This is a genomic window from Nakamurella multipartita DSM 44233, from assembly GCF_000024365.1.
Taxonomy (GTDB): domain Bacteria; phylum Actinomycetota; class Actinomycetes; order Mycobacteriales; family Nakamurellaceae; genus Nakamurella; species Nakamurella multipartita.
This window is the reverse complement of the sequence record NC_013235.1, coordinates 5,100,370-5,114,889: the sequence shown is the minus strand read 5'-3', so window position 1 is coordinate 5,114,889 and position 14,520 is coordinate 5,100,370. Positions and strand designations below refer to the sequence as shown.

Here is a 14,520-nt window from a genome sequence, read left to right as displayed (position 1 = left end):
TGCCCGGCCGGTCGGCCCGGGCAACCGACGGGGTGGCCTGCCCGGTCAGTGCAGCTGGCTGCGCCAGTTGGCCGGCACGTGTTCGGCGGGCCCGGGCACCGGCTGGTTCGGCGGGCGGTGGTGCGGCGGGGCCAGCGTCGGGCCCTGGTAGAACTGCTCGTCCGGGTAGCTCCAGAACCAGTCCTCGCCGGGTTCGAAGCTCTGGATCAGCGGGTGCCCGGACGTGCGGGAATGCGCGCTGGCGTGCTGCGCGGGCGAGCTGTCGCAGCAGCCGATGTGCCCGCATTGGGCGCAGCGGCGCAGGTGGAACCACCAGCCCCCGTTGTCCAGACATTCGGCGCAGCCGTTGCCGCTGGGGGTGGCCGTCGGGTCGATGCCGGCGATCTGGCTCATGACGCTGTCCTGCCTCTCTCGTGTGCTGTTGATCATGGGAAGGATGCCGTTCTGACACCGTCAGAACGGCATCCTTCCCATGATCAACTCCGGCCGGGGTGTGGGTCCGGCTGGGGGTGTCCGGTCAGGGTGTGTCCGGTCGGGGTGTGTCCGGTTGGGGTGGGTCCAGGTGCGGGTCGGGGTCACCACGGCGCCTCGACCTCGTCGGCGATCCGCCGGCCGATCTCCAGCGACGCGGTGGCCGCCGGGGACGGGGCGTTGAGCACATGCACCTGGCGGATGCCGCGCTCGTAGTAGAAGTCGTCGACCAGCCGGCCGTCGCGGTGCAGCGCCTGGGCCCGCACCCCGGCGTGCGAGGGTCGCAGGCAGCCGTCGGGCAGCTCCGGCACCAGCTCGCGCAGGCTGGCCAGGAACCGTTTGTCCGAGACCGAGCGCGCCACCTCGCTGATGCCGGTGCGCCAGTACCGCCGGCCGAGCCGCCACAGCCCCGGCCAGGCCAGGCTGTCGCTGACGTCGTGGCGGTCCACCGCGCCCCAGGTGTACCCCTCCCGGGCCAGGGCCAGCACGGCGTTCGGCCCGGCGTGCACGCCACCGGCGATCATCCGGGTCAGATGCACCCCCAGGAACGGCAACGTCGGGTCCGGCACCGGGTAGATCAGCCCCGTGACCAGGTACTCCTGCGCGGCGGCGAGCTCGAAGTACTCCCCGCGGAACGGGATGATCCGCACCGCCGGGTCGAGCCCGGCCAGCCGGGCCAGCCGGTCCGAGTGCAGCCCGGCGCAATTGACGAACTGCGCCGCGGTGAACTCCCCGGCCGTGGTGGTCACCGTCACCCCGTCGAAACGCCCGTCGATGCCGACGATCTCGGTGCCCAGCCGGACCTGGCCGCCGTTCTGGCCGATCAGCCGGGCCAAGGCGGCGCAGACCCCGCGGAAGTCGACGATGCCGGTCGTGTCCACCCGCAGCGCGGCCACGCAGGCCACATGCGGCTCGAACTCGCGGGCCTCCTCGGGCGAGATGAGCCGCACCGGCACCCCGTTGGCCCGGCCCCGGTCCAGTAGCCGCAGTAGGGCCGGCACCTGGGCCTGGGTGGTGGCCACGACGAGCTTGCCGCAGATGTCGACGGCCACCCCGTGCTCCTGGGCGAAGTCGCGCATCGACTCGGCCCCGCGCACCCCCAGGGTGGCCTTGAGGCTGCCTGGGGCGTAGTACAGGCCGGAGTGGATGACGCCCGAGTTGTGACCGGTCTGGTGGGCCGCGACCTCGGGTTCCTTGTCCAGCGCGGTGACCGAGTGCCCGCGCCGGGACAGTTCGTAGGCGGTGGCCAGCCCGACGATGCCGGCGCCGGCGATCAGGACGTCGGTCACGAATCGGTCGGCTCGTCGGCCGCGCCGGCCAGCGCGGTCGCGCTGTCCTGCGGCCCGGTCAGCGGCAGCCGGACCCGGAACCGGGTGTCTCCGGGCACCGAGAGCACGGTCAGGTCCCCGTGATGCTTGTTGACCACGATCCGCCAGGAGATGTCCAGGCCAAGTCCGGTGCCCTCGCCGACCGGCTTGGTGGTGAAGAACTGCTCGAAGATCCGGCCCTGGATCTCCGGTGGGATGCCGGGTCCGGTGTCGCCGATCTCCACCGTCAGGCACTCACCGTCGGAGGAGGTACGCACGGTCAGCGTGCCCTGCCCGCCCATGGCGTCCCGCGCGTTGTCGATCAGATTGGTCCACACCTGGTTCAGCTCGGCCGGGTAGGCCGGGATCGCGGGCACGCTGCGGTCGTACTCCTTGACCACCTGCAGCCCGGCCAGCTTGGCGCTGAGCATGGTCAGGGTGCTGTCCAGCAGCTCGTGCACATCGACCGTCTGGAACGGGGCCCGGTCCAGTTGCGAGTACTGCTTGGCCGCGCCGACCAGGGTGGAGATCCGGGTGGTGGCGTCGTGGATCTCATTCATCAACAGCTCGGTCTCGACCGTGTAGTACAGCCACTTCAGGGCGCCGTCCAGGGTGCCCTCGGGCACCGTGGCGCTGACCTTCTCCAGCCAGCCGACGTCGATGCCGGCCTGCACGAACGTCGGCGCGATGTCCCAGGCATAGGGGATCTCCCGCTCGTCGAGCCACTCGCCGATCTCGTCCTCGGCGTCGCCGACCTCGATCGGGGACAGCGTGGGGGCCTTGGCGACCAGCGCGGCCGCCTCCTCCTGCAGGGCGACCAGCGGCTCGAGGTTGATGGCGTACTTGCCGGTGGAGATGATGGCCAGCTTGTGCCGCATGCCGGCGACCCGTTCCCGCAGCGCCGCGGTGGCTCGCACGGCCGCCGACGCGGGGTTGTTCAGTTCGTGGGTCAGGCCGGCCGACAGCGAGCCCAGCGCGAGCAGGCGCTCCCGCTGGTTGACCGCGTCGTTGGTGCTCTTGATGCCGTAGAACAGGCCCTCCAGCATGTGCACGGCCATCGGGAACCACTCCCGCATCGCCTGGGCGAACAGCGGGGCGTCGAGCACGAAGAACCGGGACGGCGCCACCGCCCGCATCGTGTTGTTGTAGGTCTCCGGCGCCCGTTCGCCCAGGTAGGAACGCCAGGCGCCGGCGTAGACGCCGGGCTGGGAGGTGCGAGTGGTCTCCACGTCGTCCGGGCCGACCCGCCGGGACAGCGCGATGGTGCCCTCGATCAGCACATAGAAGCAGGTCGCCGGATCACCCTCGGCGTACACCGGGCCCGGCTCGAAGAGCTTGACCCAGCCGTTGGTGCACAGCCAGTCCAGCTGCTCGTCGGTGAGCTTCTCGAACAGGAACAGGGTGCGCAGCTCGTCGGGGCTGCAGCGTTGCGGCTCGGTGGGGATCAGCTGCTCGCTCATCGTGTCTCCAGGTAACGGTGGACCAGGGTGACGGCCATGGCGCCCTCGCCGACGGCCGAGGCGACCCGCTTGACCGAGTTGGCCCGCACGTCGCCGGCGACGAACACGCCGGGCACGCTGCTCTCCAGCAGGTAGGGGTCGCGGTCGTGCTCCCAGCCGACCGGCCGCTCGCCGTCGAGCATCAGATCAGGGCCGGCCAGCACGAACCCGCGGGCGTCGCGCACCGCGACCCCGTCGAGCCATTCGGTGCGCGGCGCCGCGCCGATGAAGACGAACAGCAGGCCGGTGGCGACCTGCTCCTCCTGGCCGGTGGCGCTGTCGCGCAGCGTCAGGCCCTCCAGGTGGTCGGTGCCGTGCCCGGCGACGACCTCGGTGCAGGGCCGCACGGTGATGTTCTCGATGCCCTCGATCTGCTTGATCAGGTAGTAGGACATGGACGCGGCCAGCGACGGCCCGCGCACCAGCATGGTCACCGAGCGGGCGTACCGGCTGAAGTAGACCGCGGCCTGGCCGGCCGAGTTCGCCCCGCCCACGATGTAGACGTCCTGCCCCTTGCTGGCCGGGGCCTCGGACAGGGCGGAGCCGTAGAACACGCCGCGGCCGGTGAACTCGTCCAGGCCGGGCGCCTCCAGCCGCCGCCAGGACACCCCGGTCGCCAGGATCACGGTGTGCGCGTCGATGCTGCCGCCGTCGGCGAACCGGACCGTGCGGGCCGAGCCGTTCACCTCGACCGCGCAGGCGTCCCGGGTGGTGATCATCTCGGCGCCGAACTTGAGCGCCTGCCGGCGGGCCCGCTCGGTCAGCTGGGCGCCGGACACCCCGTCCGGAAAGCCCAGGTAGTTCTCGATCCGGGAGCTCTGTCCGGCCTGCCCGCCGGTGGCCAGCCGCTCGATCAACACCGTGCGCAGGCCTTCGGACGCCCCGTACACGGCCGCGCCCAGGCCGGCCGGTCCGGCGCCGACGACGATCAGGTCGTAGAAGTCCTCGGCCGGGTCGGTGGTCAGCCCGACCTGCCCGGCCAGCTCGGAATCGCTCGGCTCGACGAGCACCTGACCGTCCGCGGTGATCACCACCGGCAGCTGGCCGGCGGTGACCCCGGCCGCGGCCAGCAGCCGCTCGCCCTCGGCGTCGTCGGACAGGTAGGAGCGGAAGGGGACCTGGTTGCGGGCCAGGAAGTCCTTGACCTCGCTGCACCGGGCCGACCAGCGGGTGGTCACCACCTTGGTCTGGGCCACGGGGGTGTGGTCGCTGCGTTTCCACTGGTCGAGCTCGTTGTCGATGACCGGGTAGAACTTCTCCTCCGGCGGATCCCACGGCTTGAGCAGGTAGTAGTCCAGGTCGACGACGTTGATCGCGGTGATCGCGGCCTCGGTGTCGGCGTAGGCGGTGAGCAGGATCCGGCGAGCCTTGGGATAGATGTCCATGGCCCGCTCCAGGAACTGGATACCGTCCATCTGCGGCATCCGGTGGTCGGCCAGCAGCAGCGCCACCTGGTCGCCGCGCAGCTTCATCTCATGCAGGGTGTCCAGCGCCTGCTGGCCGGACTCGGCCCGGATGATCCGGTAGTTCTTGCCGTAGCGGCGGCGCAGATCGCGGGCGACCGCGCGGGAGACGCTGGGATCGTCGTCGACCGTGAGGATGCCGATGCGGGCTTGGCCGGACGCGGGGCCGGTCGCGGGGGCGGGGGAGGCTGACGTCATCGACGTCCTTCCGGCGTGATGGGGCGGTCGGGATGAGGTTGCCACAGTTGGGCGAATGCGTGTTCTGTCGTCGGCGAACACCGGTCGTGAATACCGCAGTGGCGAACACGGACTACCGTCGGCAGATGGAGCGCTCGCCGATGGTCCGGTATTCCGCGACGGAGTGCCGGCAACGGCTGCGGGAGCTGTGCCTGGCGCAGACCGGGGCCAGCGAACGGCTCAGCCACGGCGAACCGGCCTGGTTCGTCACGCGCCAGTTCGCGACGCTGGCCGACCATCATCACGACGACCGGTTCGCGTTCTGGGCGGCCGCGCCCGAGGGCGCCCAGCAGCGCTGGATCGCAGCGGACCCGGAGCGCTTCTTCCGCCCGCCCTACGTCGGCGGTCGCGGCTGGATCGGGGTGTACCTGGACGTCGAGCAGGACTGGGACGACATCGCCGAGATCGTCGGCGACGCGCACGCGACCGTCACCGCGGGGCGGCGCCGGGCATCCGGGTCCGGCATCTCAGGCTGACCCGGCCGCGTCCGGGTCCGGCCCCGCCGGGGCCGCGCCGAGGGCGACGACGGCGTCCAGGCTGTCGACCTCGTCCGGTGTCTTGTCCGGCCGGTACCGCAGCACCCGGGCGAAGCGCAGGGCGATGCCACCGGGGTAGCGGGTGGAGGCCTGCACCCCGTCGATGGCGATCTCCGCGACCAGCGGCGGTTCGACGAACACCGTGCTCTTGGTGCGCCGGACCTCGCGGGCCAGGAACTGTTCGGTCTGCCAGGTCAGGGTCGCGTCGGTCAGGCCCTTGAAGGTCTTGCCGAGCATCACCAGCTCACCGGTCCGTGGGTCGCGCGCGGCCAGGTGCAGATTTGAGAGCCAGCCCTGGCGCCGCCCGTACCCCCACTCGGCGGCGATGACGGCCAGGTCGAAGGTGTGCCGCGGTTTGAGCTTGATCCAGCCGGAGTCGCGTCGACCGGCGGCGTAGGGGGCGTGCAGCTTCTTGACCACCGCTCCCTCGAACCCGGCGCCGACCGCGCCGGCGAAGGCCGCCTGCACCGCGGCCAGGTCGGGGGCGACGGTGCGCGGCACGATCAGCGACGGGGGCAGCACGGTGTTCATCACGGCGGCCCGTTCGGACAGCGGCTCGTCGAGCAGGTCGCGGCCGTCCACGTGCAGCAGGTCGAAACAGAACAGCGTCAGGGGCAGCGGCGGTCCATCGGTCGGGGACTTGGTCATCGTCCGCGAGGCGATCAGCTGGAACGCCACCGGACGGCCGGCGGCGTCCAGGGCCAGCACCTCCCCGTCGAGCACCAGCCGGCGGGCCGGCAGGTCGGCGATCACCCGCACCACCTCCGGCAGCCGGTCGGTGATCTCGTCCAGCGTGCGGGTGTACAGCGCGATCGTGTCGCCGTCCTTGTGCACCTGCACCCGGATCCCGTCGAGCTTGGTGTCGACCAGCGCCGGCAGCCCGGACTTGTCCACCGCGGCGGCCGGGTCGGGGGCGGCGGCGGCCAGCATCGGCCGGACCGGCACCCCGACCTGCAGGCCGACCGACTGCAATCCCGGCAGCCCCTGGGTCTGCAGCAGGCGGGCGGCGGTCGCGGTGGAGCCCAGCAGCATGGCGGCCCGCTGCACCGCCGCGGCGGGCACCCCGAAGGCCTCGGCCAGCCCGTCCTGTACCTGCGCGTCCAGCGCCCCCTGACGGATCTCGTCGAATACCAAGGCCTGCAGCAATCGCTGCTCGTCCGCGGTGGCCCGGGCGAACAGGGCCTGCACGGCCGCGGCCCGAGCCGCGGCCGACCCGGCTCCGCCGATGGCCGCGATCTGCTCGAACGCGTCGTCCACCGCGGCGACCGACAGGGTCGGCTCGGGGGCGGGCGCGGGTACCTCGCTCAACGAGGCCCAGCCCACCCCGGTGCGCCGCTGCCGCAGCGAACCCGACAGGTAGGTGACCACCAGGCCGATCTCATCCGGCTCCGCGGCCCGGATCGCGGCGGCCAGCAGGGCCCGCTTGGCCAGTCGGGACCGGGTGGCGCCGACCGCGGCGGAGGTGGTGGCGAGCTCGACGAACATCACCGGACCATCCTGACCCAGGGGTCCGACAGTCAGCCCGCGGCGGCCGTCCGGCGGGCCGAGACGAGCACACCGGCGCCGGCGGCCAACGCCATCACCGGGATGATCAGGAACGCCGATTCCACGCCGACCGCATCTGAGAGGGTGGCCAGCGCGAACGGGCCCAGGCCGGAGGACAACCCGACGCCGACGGCCAGCACGGCGATCGCCCGGTCCGGCCGCCCGCCCGAGGCCGCCATCGTCAACGACGCGCCCAACGGGTACTGGCCGCCCAGCCCGATGCCGAGGATGAGCAGCCCCGTCACCGACAGCACGGCCGATCCGGACAGCCAGGTCAGGCCCCAGCCGGCCACCGTCACGCCCACGCCGGCCAGGAACAACGACAGCGGAGACCAGCGACGGGCCAGCGGTGCGGTGATCAACCGGCCCAGCGCCATCCCGCCGACGACCGCCGAGACCAGGCCGGACGCGGTCCCCGGGGACATGCCGGTGCGTTGCACGAGCAGATCCGGCGTCCAGGTGACCAGGCTGAACTCCACGGCCACCGCGAAGACCACGGCCAGCGCGGCCGGCCAGTAGGTGCTGGGGAAGCCCCGCACCGTGAACCGGCCACCACCGGCGGGCCGGGCCGCGTAGGCCGGGACCGCCCGTTGCCGGCCGACCAGGGTGAACGCGACCAGGGCGAACGGGACGACCAGGATCAGCGCGGCCCGCCAGGTCAGACCCAGCGCGGTGGCCGCGCCGACGGCCAGCGGGGTGACCAGCCCTACCCCGGCGGCGGCCGCATTGGCCAGGGTGAGCACCGCCGGGCCCGACCGGCCGTGGTGTGCCTGCAGCACGGTGGTGGCCGTGTTGACCGCGAGCCCGCCGGCCAGCCCGATCACCAGCATCGTCGGCAGGGTGATGGCCAGTTCGGCGCCGCTGGCCAGCGAGCCGGCGCAGAACAGGGCGATCGCGCCGCCCAGCACCAGCACCGCCCGGCGGGCCAGGCCGAACCGGGCCCACCGGTTGGCCAGCGTGACGCCGGTGAAACCGCAGATCACCACCCCGGCGGCCAGCATCAGCGAGTGCAGCCCGGCCACCGAGCTGGAGACCCCGAGCTCGTTGCGGAACAGCGGGATCGAGGGTCCGAGCCCGTAGAGGAACCAGGTGTAGGTGCACAGGGTGGCGATGGCCGCGGCCGAGACCGCGTCGGGTCGATCGTGATCGGTCGGGTGGTCCGTGCCGGGGTGGGCGGTGGGGTTACTGATGGGAAGTCCTCGGGTCGCGCGGGGTGGTGCGGGCAAGCAGGCTGTGCGGTCAGCCTGTCACGCGCCCGCCCGTTCACCGAGCGGGGGAGCCTAGGGTGCGGTATGAGCAGGCGCGCCTGGGGTGTGTGCGTGCTGGCGGTCGCGCTGATCGCGGCCGCCCTCGTGCCGGCCGTGCTCGGCCCGGGCCGGCGGATTGAAGGCGTGGCCGTGCCCGCCCCCATCCCGCCCCCGCCGGCGGTCGGCGACTGCCTGACCGGTCGACCGGTGCCGGCCGGGTCGCCGCTCACGGCCCGGGGGCTGGCGGTCGCCGCCGCGCCGACCGGTGCCTGTTCGACCACGTGGGGTTACGGGGAGATCGTGTCGGTGACGGCCGACGGGCGCACCTTCCCGACCATCGGCGACCAGCCGCAGGCGCCGCCGGATCCGGACTCGTGCCGGCCCGCGGTCCGGGCCTACCTGGGGTGGGACGTCATGCCCTGGACCCCGGTCGTGGCCGACGACGTGGTGCTGGTCGGGCCCGACGCCGTCCAGACCGCCGCCGGCCAGCAATGGATTGCCTGCGCCCTGACCCCCGATGAGCGCGGCTATCCCGGGTCGGTGCGCGACCGGACGCCCGGGCCGGCGGCGGATCGCGCCGGCTGGTGCAAGGACAGCCGCTCGCCGGCGGGATGGCGGGTCGGTTGCGACGAGCCACACGACGTCGAGGTGTTCGGCGTCGCCTTGATCGGCATCGACGAGCTGGCCGGGCTGACCGATTCCTGTGCCCGGCTGGTCGCCGAGCGGACCGGGTCGAGCGATCCGACCGCCGGCGGATTGCTGCAGGTCAGGGCCGGACCGGACGACCCGAACACGGTGCCGCCGGATGTCAGTGCCAGCCGGCAGTCGGTGATCTGCACCCTGCGGGTCACCGGTGACGGGCTGCTCACCGCAAGCCTGGTCGGCCGGGGGGACGGCCCGCTGCCCTGGGGGTGACGGCCGGCTCAGCCGTAGTTCTCCAGCACCCGGCTGGACAGCCGCGGCCAGACCTGGGCCGCCCACGGGCCGAACGCGGTGTCGCACAGCGAGACGCAGGCCAGGTCCGCCTCCCGGTCGACCCACAGGAACGAGCCGGACTGGCCGAAGTGGCCGAAGGTGGCCGGAGAATTCTCCGGAGCCGTCCAGTGCGGGCTCTTGTGGTCGCGGATCTCGCAGCCCAGGCCCCAGTCGTTGCTCGGCTGCTTGCCGAATCCGGGCAGCACGCCGGACAGGCCGGGAAAGCTGACGGTGGAGGCCAGCCAGACCACTTCGGGCATCAGCAGCCGGGGCCGCAGCAGCTCCCAGGCCAGGGTGGCCAGGTTCTCGATCGAGCCCTGGGCGCCGTGCGCCGGCGGCCCGACCAGGCTCGTGTCGGCCATCTCCAGCAGGTCCAGCACACGCTCCTCGAGGTGGTCGTGGAACCGTTGGTCCCCGCTGGCCTCCAGATGGTGCGCGGCCACGTCGATGCCGTGGTTGGAGTAGATGCGCCGGGTGCCCGGCGGGGCCATCACCCGGTCCGAGTCCGGCGCCAAGCCCGAGGCGTGGGACAGCAGGTGCCGCAGCGTCGACCCGGGCGGGCCCACCTCGTCGTCGAGACTGATCACCCCTTCGACGCTGGCGTCGAGCACGGTCAGGGCGGTGATGACCTTGGTCAGCGACGCCCAGCGGTGCACGGCCCCGTCGTCCAGGACGTCGAGCACGCCGCTGGGCCCGATCACCGCGACCGACGCCGACCCGACCGGCCAGTCGGCGATCTCCGCCTTCAGATCCATCACACCCGTCCTTCCGGCGAGATCCCTCGCCCTACGCCCGCGCTGCCGCCTTCGTCGCCGCCGGCGCGAGTGTGTCAGCATCGCACCCGTGGTCGACATCGATGACGGCAAGCTGATCACCCTGCTGGACGACACCGCGCAGCAGCGGGCTCCGCTGCTGGACATCGCGCTCGGTCCGGCCCTGCTGTCGGCGGTCGCGGCGGGCGGCGGGTCCGAACAGCAGCTGCGGCTGTACCGGCCGGGCCCGACCCTGGCGTTCAGCGGCCGCGACTGTGCGACCGAGGGGATCGCAGCCGCGGCCGCCGCCGCCCGGGCGGCCGGGTTCGAGCCGGTCCGCCGCGGTCCCGGCGGACGCGCCGCCGGCTATCACCGCGCATCGCTGTGCCTGGATCACGTCGCGGCCGACCCGCACGAGCGCACCGAGATCCGGGCCCGGTTCACCGGCTTCGGCGAGCTGCTGGTGGAGGCGCTGCGCGCGGTCGGCGCCGACGCCCGGCTGGGTCCGGTGCCGGGGGAGTACTGCCCGGGCGAGTTCAGCATCAACGACGGGCACGGCCACAAGCTGGTCGGCACCGCCCAGCGGTTGGTCCGCGGCGGCTGGTTGTTCGGCACGGTCATCCTGGTCACCGATCCCGAGCCGGTGCGCTCGGTGCTGGTGCAGGTGTACCGGGCGTTGGGCCTGGACTGGGACCCGTCGACGGTCGGCGCGGTCAGCGACACCGCTCCAGGCGTCACCGTGGCCGACGTCGCCGCTTCAGTGAGGGCCGCCTACGCCCGCCGCGGCGAGCTGGTGCCCGGCGAGCTGCCGGACGGCGTGCTGACCGACGCGGCCGGCCGGGCGGACCGGCACCGGGTGCCCGGCGACTGGGCCTGATCCATGCGTCGGCATGGAGTGGAATAAGAGCAGGGGGGGCGCGGTTGACCGGGGCGGAACCAGTTGATACTTCAACTACCGAGGTTTCGCGGAGCGACCAGAGGGAGTGCGTCATGCAATTTGGCATCTTCACCGTCGGTGACGTGACCACCGACCCGACGACCGGGCGGACGCCGACCGAGCACGAGCGCATCAAGGCGATGGTGACCATCGCGCGCAAGGCCGAGGAGGTCGGGCTGGACGTGTTCGCCACCGGCGAGCACCACAACCCGCCGTTCGTGCCGTCGTCGCCGACGACCATGCTCGGCTACATCGCGGCCCGGACCGACAAGCTGATCCTGTCCACCTCGACCACCCTGATCACCACGAACGACCCGGTGAAGATCGCCGAGGACTTCGCGATGCTGCAGCACCTGGCCGACGGCCGGGTCGACCTGATGATGGGTCGCGGCAACACCGGGCCGGTCTACCCCTGGTTCGGACAGGACATCACCAAGGGCGTCGAGCTCGCCGTGGAGAACTACGCGTTGCTGCGCCGGCTCTGGCGCGAGGACGTCGTGGACTGGAAGGGGCAGTTCCGCACCCCGTTGCGTGGCTTCACCTCGACCCCGCGTCCGCTCGACGACGTGCCGCCGTTCGTCTGGCACGGCTCGATCCGCAGCCCGGAGATCGCCGAGCAGGCCGCCTATTACGGCGACGGCTTCTTCGCCAACCACATCTTCTGGCCGACCACCCACTTCCAGCGGTTGATCGGGCTGTACCGCAGCCGGTTCGAGCACTACGGCCACGGCTCAGCCGACCAAGCGATCGTCGGGCTGGGCGGCCAGGTGTTCATGGCCCGCAACTCCCAGGACGCCGTCCGCCAGTTCCGGCCGTACTTCGACAACGCCCCGGTGTACGGGCACGGCCCGTCGCTGGAGGACTTCTCGGAGATGACGCCGCTGACCGTGGGCAGCCCCGAGCAGGTCATCGACCGGACTCTGACCTTCCGCGAGTCGTTCGGCGACTACCAGCGGCAGCTGTTCCTGATGGACCACGCCGGCCTGCCGCTGTCGACCGTGCTGGAGCAGTTGGACCTGCTCGGCGAGGTCGTGCCGGTGCTGCGCAAGGAGTTCGCCGCGCTCAAGCCGGCCCACGTGCCGGACGCCCCGACCCACGCCTCGCTGGTCGCCGCGCGGGACGCGGCCGCCCATCGGTCGGCCCAGGAGTCGGAGAAGGTGTCGGCATGAGCACCGTCACGGTCGCCGTCGTCTCGGCCGGCCTGAGTGAGCCGTCGTCGACCAAGCTGTTGGCCGACCGGCTCGCCCAGGCCGTGCGGCGGGACGGGGCCCGGCGCGGCCTGCGCATCGAGATGGTCGACGTGCCGTTGCGGGCGCTGGCCCGACCGATCGCCGACGCGATGGTCACCGGGTTCGCGCCGGCCGCGCTGCAGACGGCGCTGGACGCGGTGCAGGGCGCCGATGCGTTGATTGCGGTCACGCCGGTGTTCAGCGCGTCCTACAGCGGGCTGTTCAAGTCGTTCTTCGACGTGGCCGACCCGCAGGGTTTCACCGGCAAGCCGGTGGTGCTGGCCGCCACCGGCGGTTCGGCCCGGCACTCGCTGGTGCTCGACCACGCGCTGCGGCCGCTGTTCGCCTACCTCAAGGCCGAGCCGGTGGCCACCGGCGTGTTCGCCGCGACCGCCGATTTCGGGGCCGACCCGGAGTCCGGCGCGTCGCTTGATCGGCGGGTCGAGCAGGCCGGGGCTCAGTTGGTCCGAGCGCTGGCCGGCGCCGCCGAGGCCCGGGTTCTCCCGACCCCGGCCCTTCCCGCCCTGGTCGACGTCTCGCTCGATCCTGAGGACGAGCTGGCCGCCGACGCCGTCGCGCGGGCCGCCCGGGTCCATCTGGGTCCCGAGCCGTCGCTGGTAGAGGCCCGCCGCCGCCGCGACGCCGACCCCTTCGACAACCTGATCCCGTTCGAGCAGCTCCTGCACCGCACCTGACCCTCACCCCTGCTCCCGCGCGGATCATCTTCCCCGGCGCGGCCGAAGTCATCGACTCCCGTCCCACCAGTCCCATTCGGTGCGACTTCATCCGCGCGGGGGGTGGACGAACGCGGCGGGAGCGGCGTCGGGGCGTTCGGGCCGGAAACCGTGCCACCCCGCGACGGCCCCGACCCTTGCGACGGCCGCACCCTCGCGACGGCCGCACCCTCGCGACGGCCCCACCCTCACGACGGGCCCACCCTCCGCGCGGCCAAAGTCGTTGACTCTGGTCCCACCAGTCCCATTCGGTGCAGTTTCATCCGCGCCAGGGAAGTTGATCCGCGCGGGAAACCGGGTCAGCCGAGGGCGGCGCGGAAGCCGGCGACCAGGTCGTCGACCTGCTCGTCGGTCATCACGAACGACGGGGAGATCTGGACCGCGCCGGCGCCGACGGCGCGGGTGGCCACGCCGTGCGCGCGCAGCTTCTTGGCCAGGCCCATCGCGGCCGCGGGGTCGGCCAGCTGGACCGCGGTCAGCGCGCCGACGCCGCTGCGGACCTCGGCCACCGCCGGATGCTCGGCCAGCGGGGCGAACCGCTGGTGCAGGGTGCCCTCCAGCCGGGTCGCCTGGGCCAGCAGCCCCTCGGACTCGATGATGTCCAGGTTCGCCATGGCGGCGGCGGCCGCGGCCGCATGGCCCATGTAGGTGTAGCCGTGGCGCCACCAGGCCTCGCCGGTCGGGTCGAAGAACGGTGCGGCCACGGTCGGGGCCACGAACACCGCCCCCATCGGCACGTACCCCGAGGTCAGGCCCTTGGCCGTGGTCATCATGTCCGGCTGCAGGTCGAACCGGGTGGAGGCGAACCATTCGCCGAGCCGGCCGAACCCGGTGATCACCTCATCGGCGACGAACAGGATGTCGTGCTCCCGGCAGATCTGCCGGACCTCGGCCAGGTACCCCTCCGGCGGCAGGTAGATGCCGCCGGCCCCGATGACCGGCTCGCAGAAGAAGGCGGCGATCCGGTCGGCGCCAACCCGCTCGATGAACTCCAGCAGCGACTTGCCCGAGTCCCAGTCGACCGACCCGATGTCGGTCATCAGCTCGCCGTACCCGTCGTGGTTGCCGGGGATGCCGGCCAGCGCGGTGCCGGCCACGTGCATGCCGTGGTAGGCCTTCTGCCGGGCCACCACGATCTCCTTGGCCGGCGACCCGACCTCCCGCCAGTACCGCCGGGCCAGCTTGACCGCGGTGTCGATCGAGTCGGAGCCGCCCGAGGTGAAGAAGATCTTGCTGCCGGCGACCGGCGCGATCCCGGCCAGCCGCTCGGCCAGGGCCAGGGTGGTGTCGACCGCGTAGTCGCCGAAGGTCGAGTAGGCCGCGATCCGCCGGATCTGCTCGGCGACGGCGTCGGCGATCGCCGCCCGGCCGTGACCGACGTTGGTGAACCACAGCCCGGCGGTGGCGTCGAGGTAGCGGGTGCCGGCGGTGTCCCAGACGTAGGCGCCCTCACCGCGGCTGATGGCGAACGCGCCATCGCGCTCGACCGTGCCCATGTTCGCGAACCCGTGCCAGAGCGCACCCATGCCTGATCCTTCGTGCCGACGTCCGTGACGGGTCGGTGCGCCCGCCGAGCATCGACCGTACC

Annotated in this window: 13 protein-coding genes; 5 read left to right on the top strand and 8 right to left on the bottom strand. The window is 72.5% G+C overall.

The annotated features are described in order from the left end of the window. Positions 1–45: 45 nt before the first annotated feature. From NAMU_RS22730 to NAMU_RS22715, 4 genes are all read right to left on the bottom strand, one after another. Positions 46–393, bottom strand: coding sequence for a UBP-type zinc finger domain-containing protein (locus NAMU_RS22730; RefSeq protein WP_015749685.1), 348 nt, complete (start codon positions 391–393; stop codon positions 46–48). 182 nt (positions 394–575) lie between these two features. Continuing rightward, positions 576–1,760 carry an L-2-hydroxyglutarate oxidase gene (lhgO, locus tag NAMU_RS22725; RefSeq protein ID WP_015749684.1) on the bottom strand — a complete coding sequence of 395 codons (1,185 nt, stop codon included), beginning with the start codon at positions 1,758–1,760 and terminating at the stop codon, positions 576–578. Then, positions 1,757–3,238: an ATP-binding protein gene (locus tag NAMU_RS22720; protein ID WP_015749683.1), complete on the bottom strand. Its 1,482-nt coding sequence runs from the start codon at positions 3,236–3,238 to the stop codon at positions 1,757–1,759. The genes lhgO and NAMU_RS22720 overlap by 4 nt, the downstream gene beginning before the upstream one ends. Next, positions 3,235–4,938: an FAD-dependent oxidoreductase gene (locus tag NAMU_RS22715; RefSeq protein WP_015749682.1), complete on the bottom strand. Its 1,704-nt coding sequence runs from the start codon at positions 4,936–4,938 to the stop codon at positions 3,235–3,237. Before NAMU_RS22715 ends, NAMU_RS22720 begins: the two co-directional genes overlap by 4 nt. A 125-nt stretch (positions 4,939–5,063) precedes the next feature. On the opposite strand from NAMU_RS22715, the gene NAMU_RS22710 reads away from it, so the two are divergent. Beyond that, positions 5,064–5,453, top strand: coding sequence for an MmcQ/YjbR family DNA-binding protein (locus tag NAMU_RS22710; protein ID WP_217180592.1), 390 nt, complete (start codon positions 5,064–5,066; stop codon positions 5,451–5,453). On the opposite strand, the gene NAMU_RS22705 is transcribed toward NAMU_RS22710, so the two are convergent. Together NAMU_RS22705 and NAMU_RS22700 are read right to left on the bottom strand one after the other, a co-directional pair. After that, positions 5,445–6,998, bottom strand: coding sequence for an ATP-dependent DNA ligase (locus NAMU_RS22705; RefSeq protein ID WP_015749680.1), 1,554 nt, complete (start codon positions 6,996–6,998; stop codon positions 5,445–5,447). The two genes, NAMU_RS22710 and NAMU_RS22705, sit on opposite strands and share 9 nt — an antisense overlap. A 32-nt stretch (positions 6,999–7,030) precedes the next feature. Continuing rightward, positions 7,031–8,284 (bottom strand): MFS transporter, encoded by a 1,254-nt coding sequence (locus tag NAMU_RS22700; protein WP_015749679.1) that lies wholly within the window; start codon positions 8,282–8,284, stop codon positions 7,031–7,033. A gap of 66 nt (positions 8,285–8,350) precedes the next feature. Here NAMU_RS22700 and NAMU_RS22695 point away from each other — a divergent pair, with 66 nt between their 5' ends. Then, positions 8,351–9,220, top strand: coding sequence for a hypothetical protein (locus NAMU_RS22695; RefSeq protein ID WP_015749678.1), 870 nt, complete (start codon positions 8,351–8,353; stop codon positions 9,218–9,220). Positions 9,221–9,228: 8 nt separating this feature from the next. Here the strand turns inward: NAMU_RS22695 and NAMU_RS22690 are convergent, their stop codons facing one another. Further along, entirely contained in the window at positions 9,229–10,035 is an 807-nt protein-coding gene (locus NAMU_RS22690; RefSeq protein WP_015749677.1) for a serine hydrolase domain-containing protein, read from the bottom strand. Between the two features lie 88 nt (positions 10,036–10,123). Here NAMU_RS22690 and NAMU_RS22685 point away from each other — a divergent pair, with 88 nt between their 5' ends. The 3 genes from NAMU_RS22685 to NAMU_RS22675 all read left to right on the top strand — a co-directional run bounded on the left by NAMU_RS22685 (position 10,124) and on the right by NAMU_RS22675 (position 12,893). Next, positions 10,124–10,909, top strand: a complete 786-nt coding sequence (locus NAMU_RS22685) for a lipoate--protein ligase family protein (protein ID WP_015749676.1) — start codon at positions 10,124–10,126, stop codon at positions 10,907–10,909. 113 nt (positions 10,910–11,022) lie between these two features. Further along, complete coding sequence (locus NAMU_RS22680; protein WP_015749675.1) at positions 11,023–12,138, top strand: LLM class flavin-dependent oxidoreductase; 1,116 nt, start codon at positions 11,023–11,025, stop codon at positions 12,136–12,138. Further along, positions 12,135–12,893, top strand: a complete 759-nt coding sequence (locus NAMU_RS22675; RefSeq protein ID WP_015749674.1) for a CE1759 family FMN reductase — start codon at positions 12,135–12,137, stop codon at positions 12,891–12,893. Before NAMU_RS22680 ends, NAMU_RS22675 begins: the two co-directional genes overlap by 4 nt. Positions 12,894–13,231: 338 nt before the next feature. Here the strand turns inward: NAMU_RS22675 and NAMU_RS22670 are convergent, their stop codons facing one another. Next, positions 13,232–14,458, bottom strand: coding sequence for an aminotransferase family protein (locus NAMU_RS22670; protein WP_015749673.1), 1,227 nt, complete (start codon positions 14,456–14,458; stop codon positions 13,232–13,234). Positions 14,459–14,520: the final 62 nt, after the last annotated feature.

Coding starts and splice junctions, on each gene's coding strand:
- NAMU_RS22730 (WP_015749685.1), bottom strand. CDS start 393: ATGAGCCAGATCGCCGGCATCGACCCGACGGCCACCCCCAGCGGCAAC.
- NAMU_RS22720 (WP_015749683.1), bottom strand. CDS start 3,238: ATGAGCGAGCAGCTGATCCCCACCGAGCCGCAACGCTGCAGCCCCGAC.
- NAMU_RS22715 (WP_015749682.1), bottom strand. CDS start 4,938: ATGACGTCAGCCTCCCCCGCCCCCGCGACCGGCCCCGCGTCCGGCCAA.
- NAMU_RS22710 (WP_217180592.1), top strand. CDS start 5,064: ATGGAGCGCTCGCCGATGGTCCGGTATTCCGCGACGGAGTGCCGGCAA.
- NAMU_RS22705 (WP_015749680.1), bottom strand. CDS start 6,998: ATGTTCGTCGAGCTCGCCACCACCTCCGCCGCGGTCGGCGCCACCCGG.
- NAMU_RS22695 (WP_015749678.1), top strand. CDS start 8,351: ATGAGCAGGCGCGCCTGGGGTGTGTGCGTGCTGGCGGTCGCGCTGATC.
- NAMU_RS22690 (WP_015749677.1), bottom strand. CDS start 10,035: ATGGATCTGAAGGCGGAGATCGCCGACTGGCCGGTCGGGTCGGCGTCG.
- NAMU_RS22680 (WP_015749675.1), top strand. CDS start 11,023: ATGCAATTTGGCATCTTCACCGTCGGTGACGTGACCACCGACCCGACG.
- NAMU_RS22675 (WP_015749674.1), top strand. CDS start 12,135: ATGAGCACCGTCACGGTCGCCGTCGTCTCGGCCGGCCTGAGTGAGCCG.
- NAMU_RS22670 (WP_015749673.1), bottom strand. CDS start 14,458: ATGGGTGCGCTCTGGCACGGGTTCGCGAACATGGGCACGGTCGAGCGC.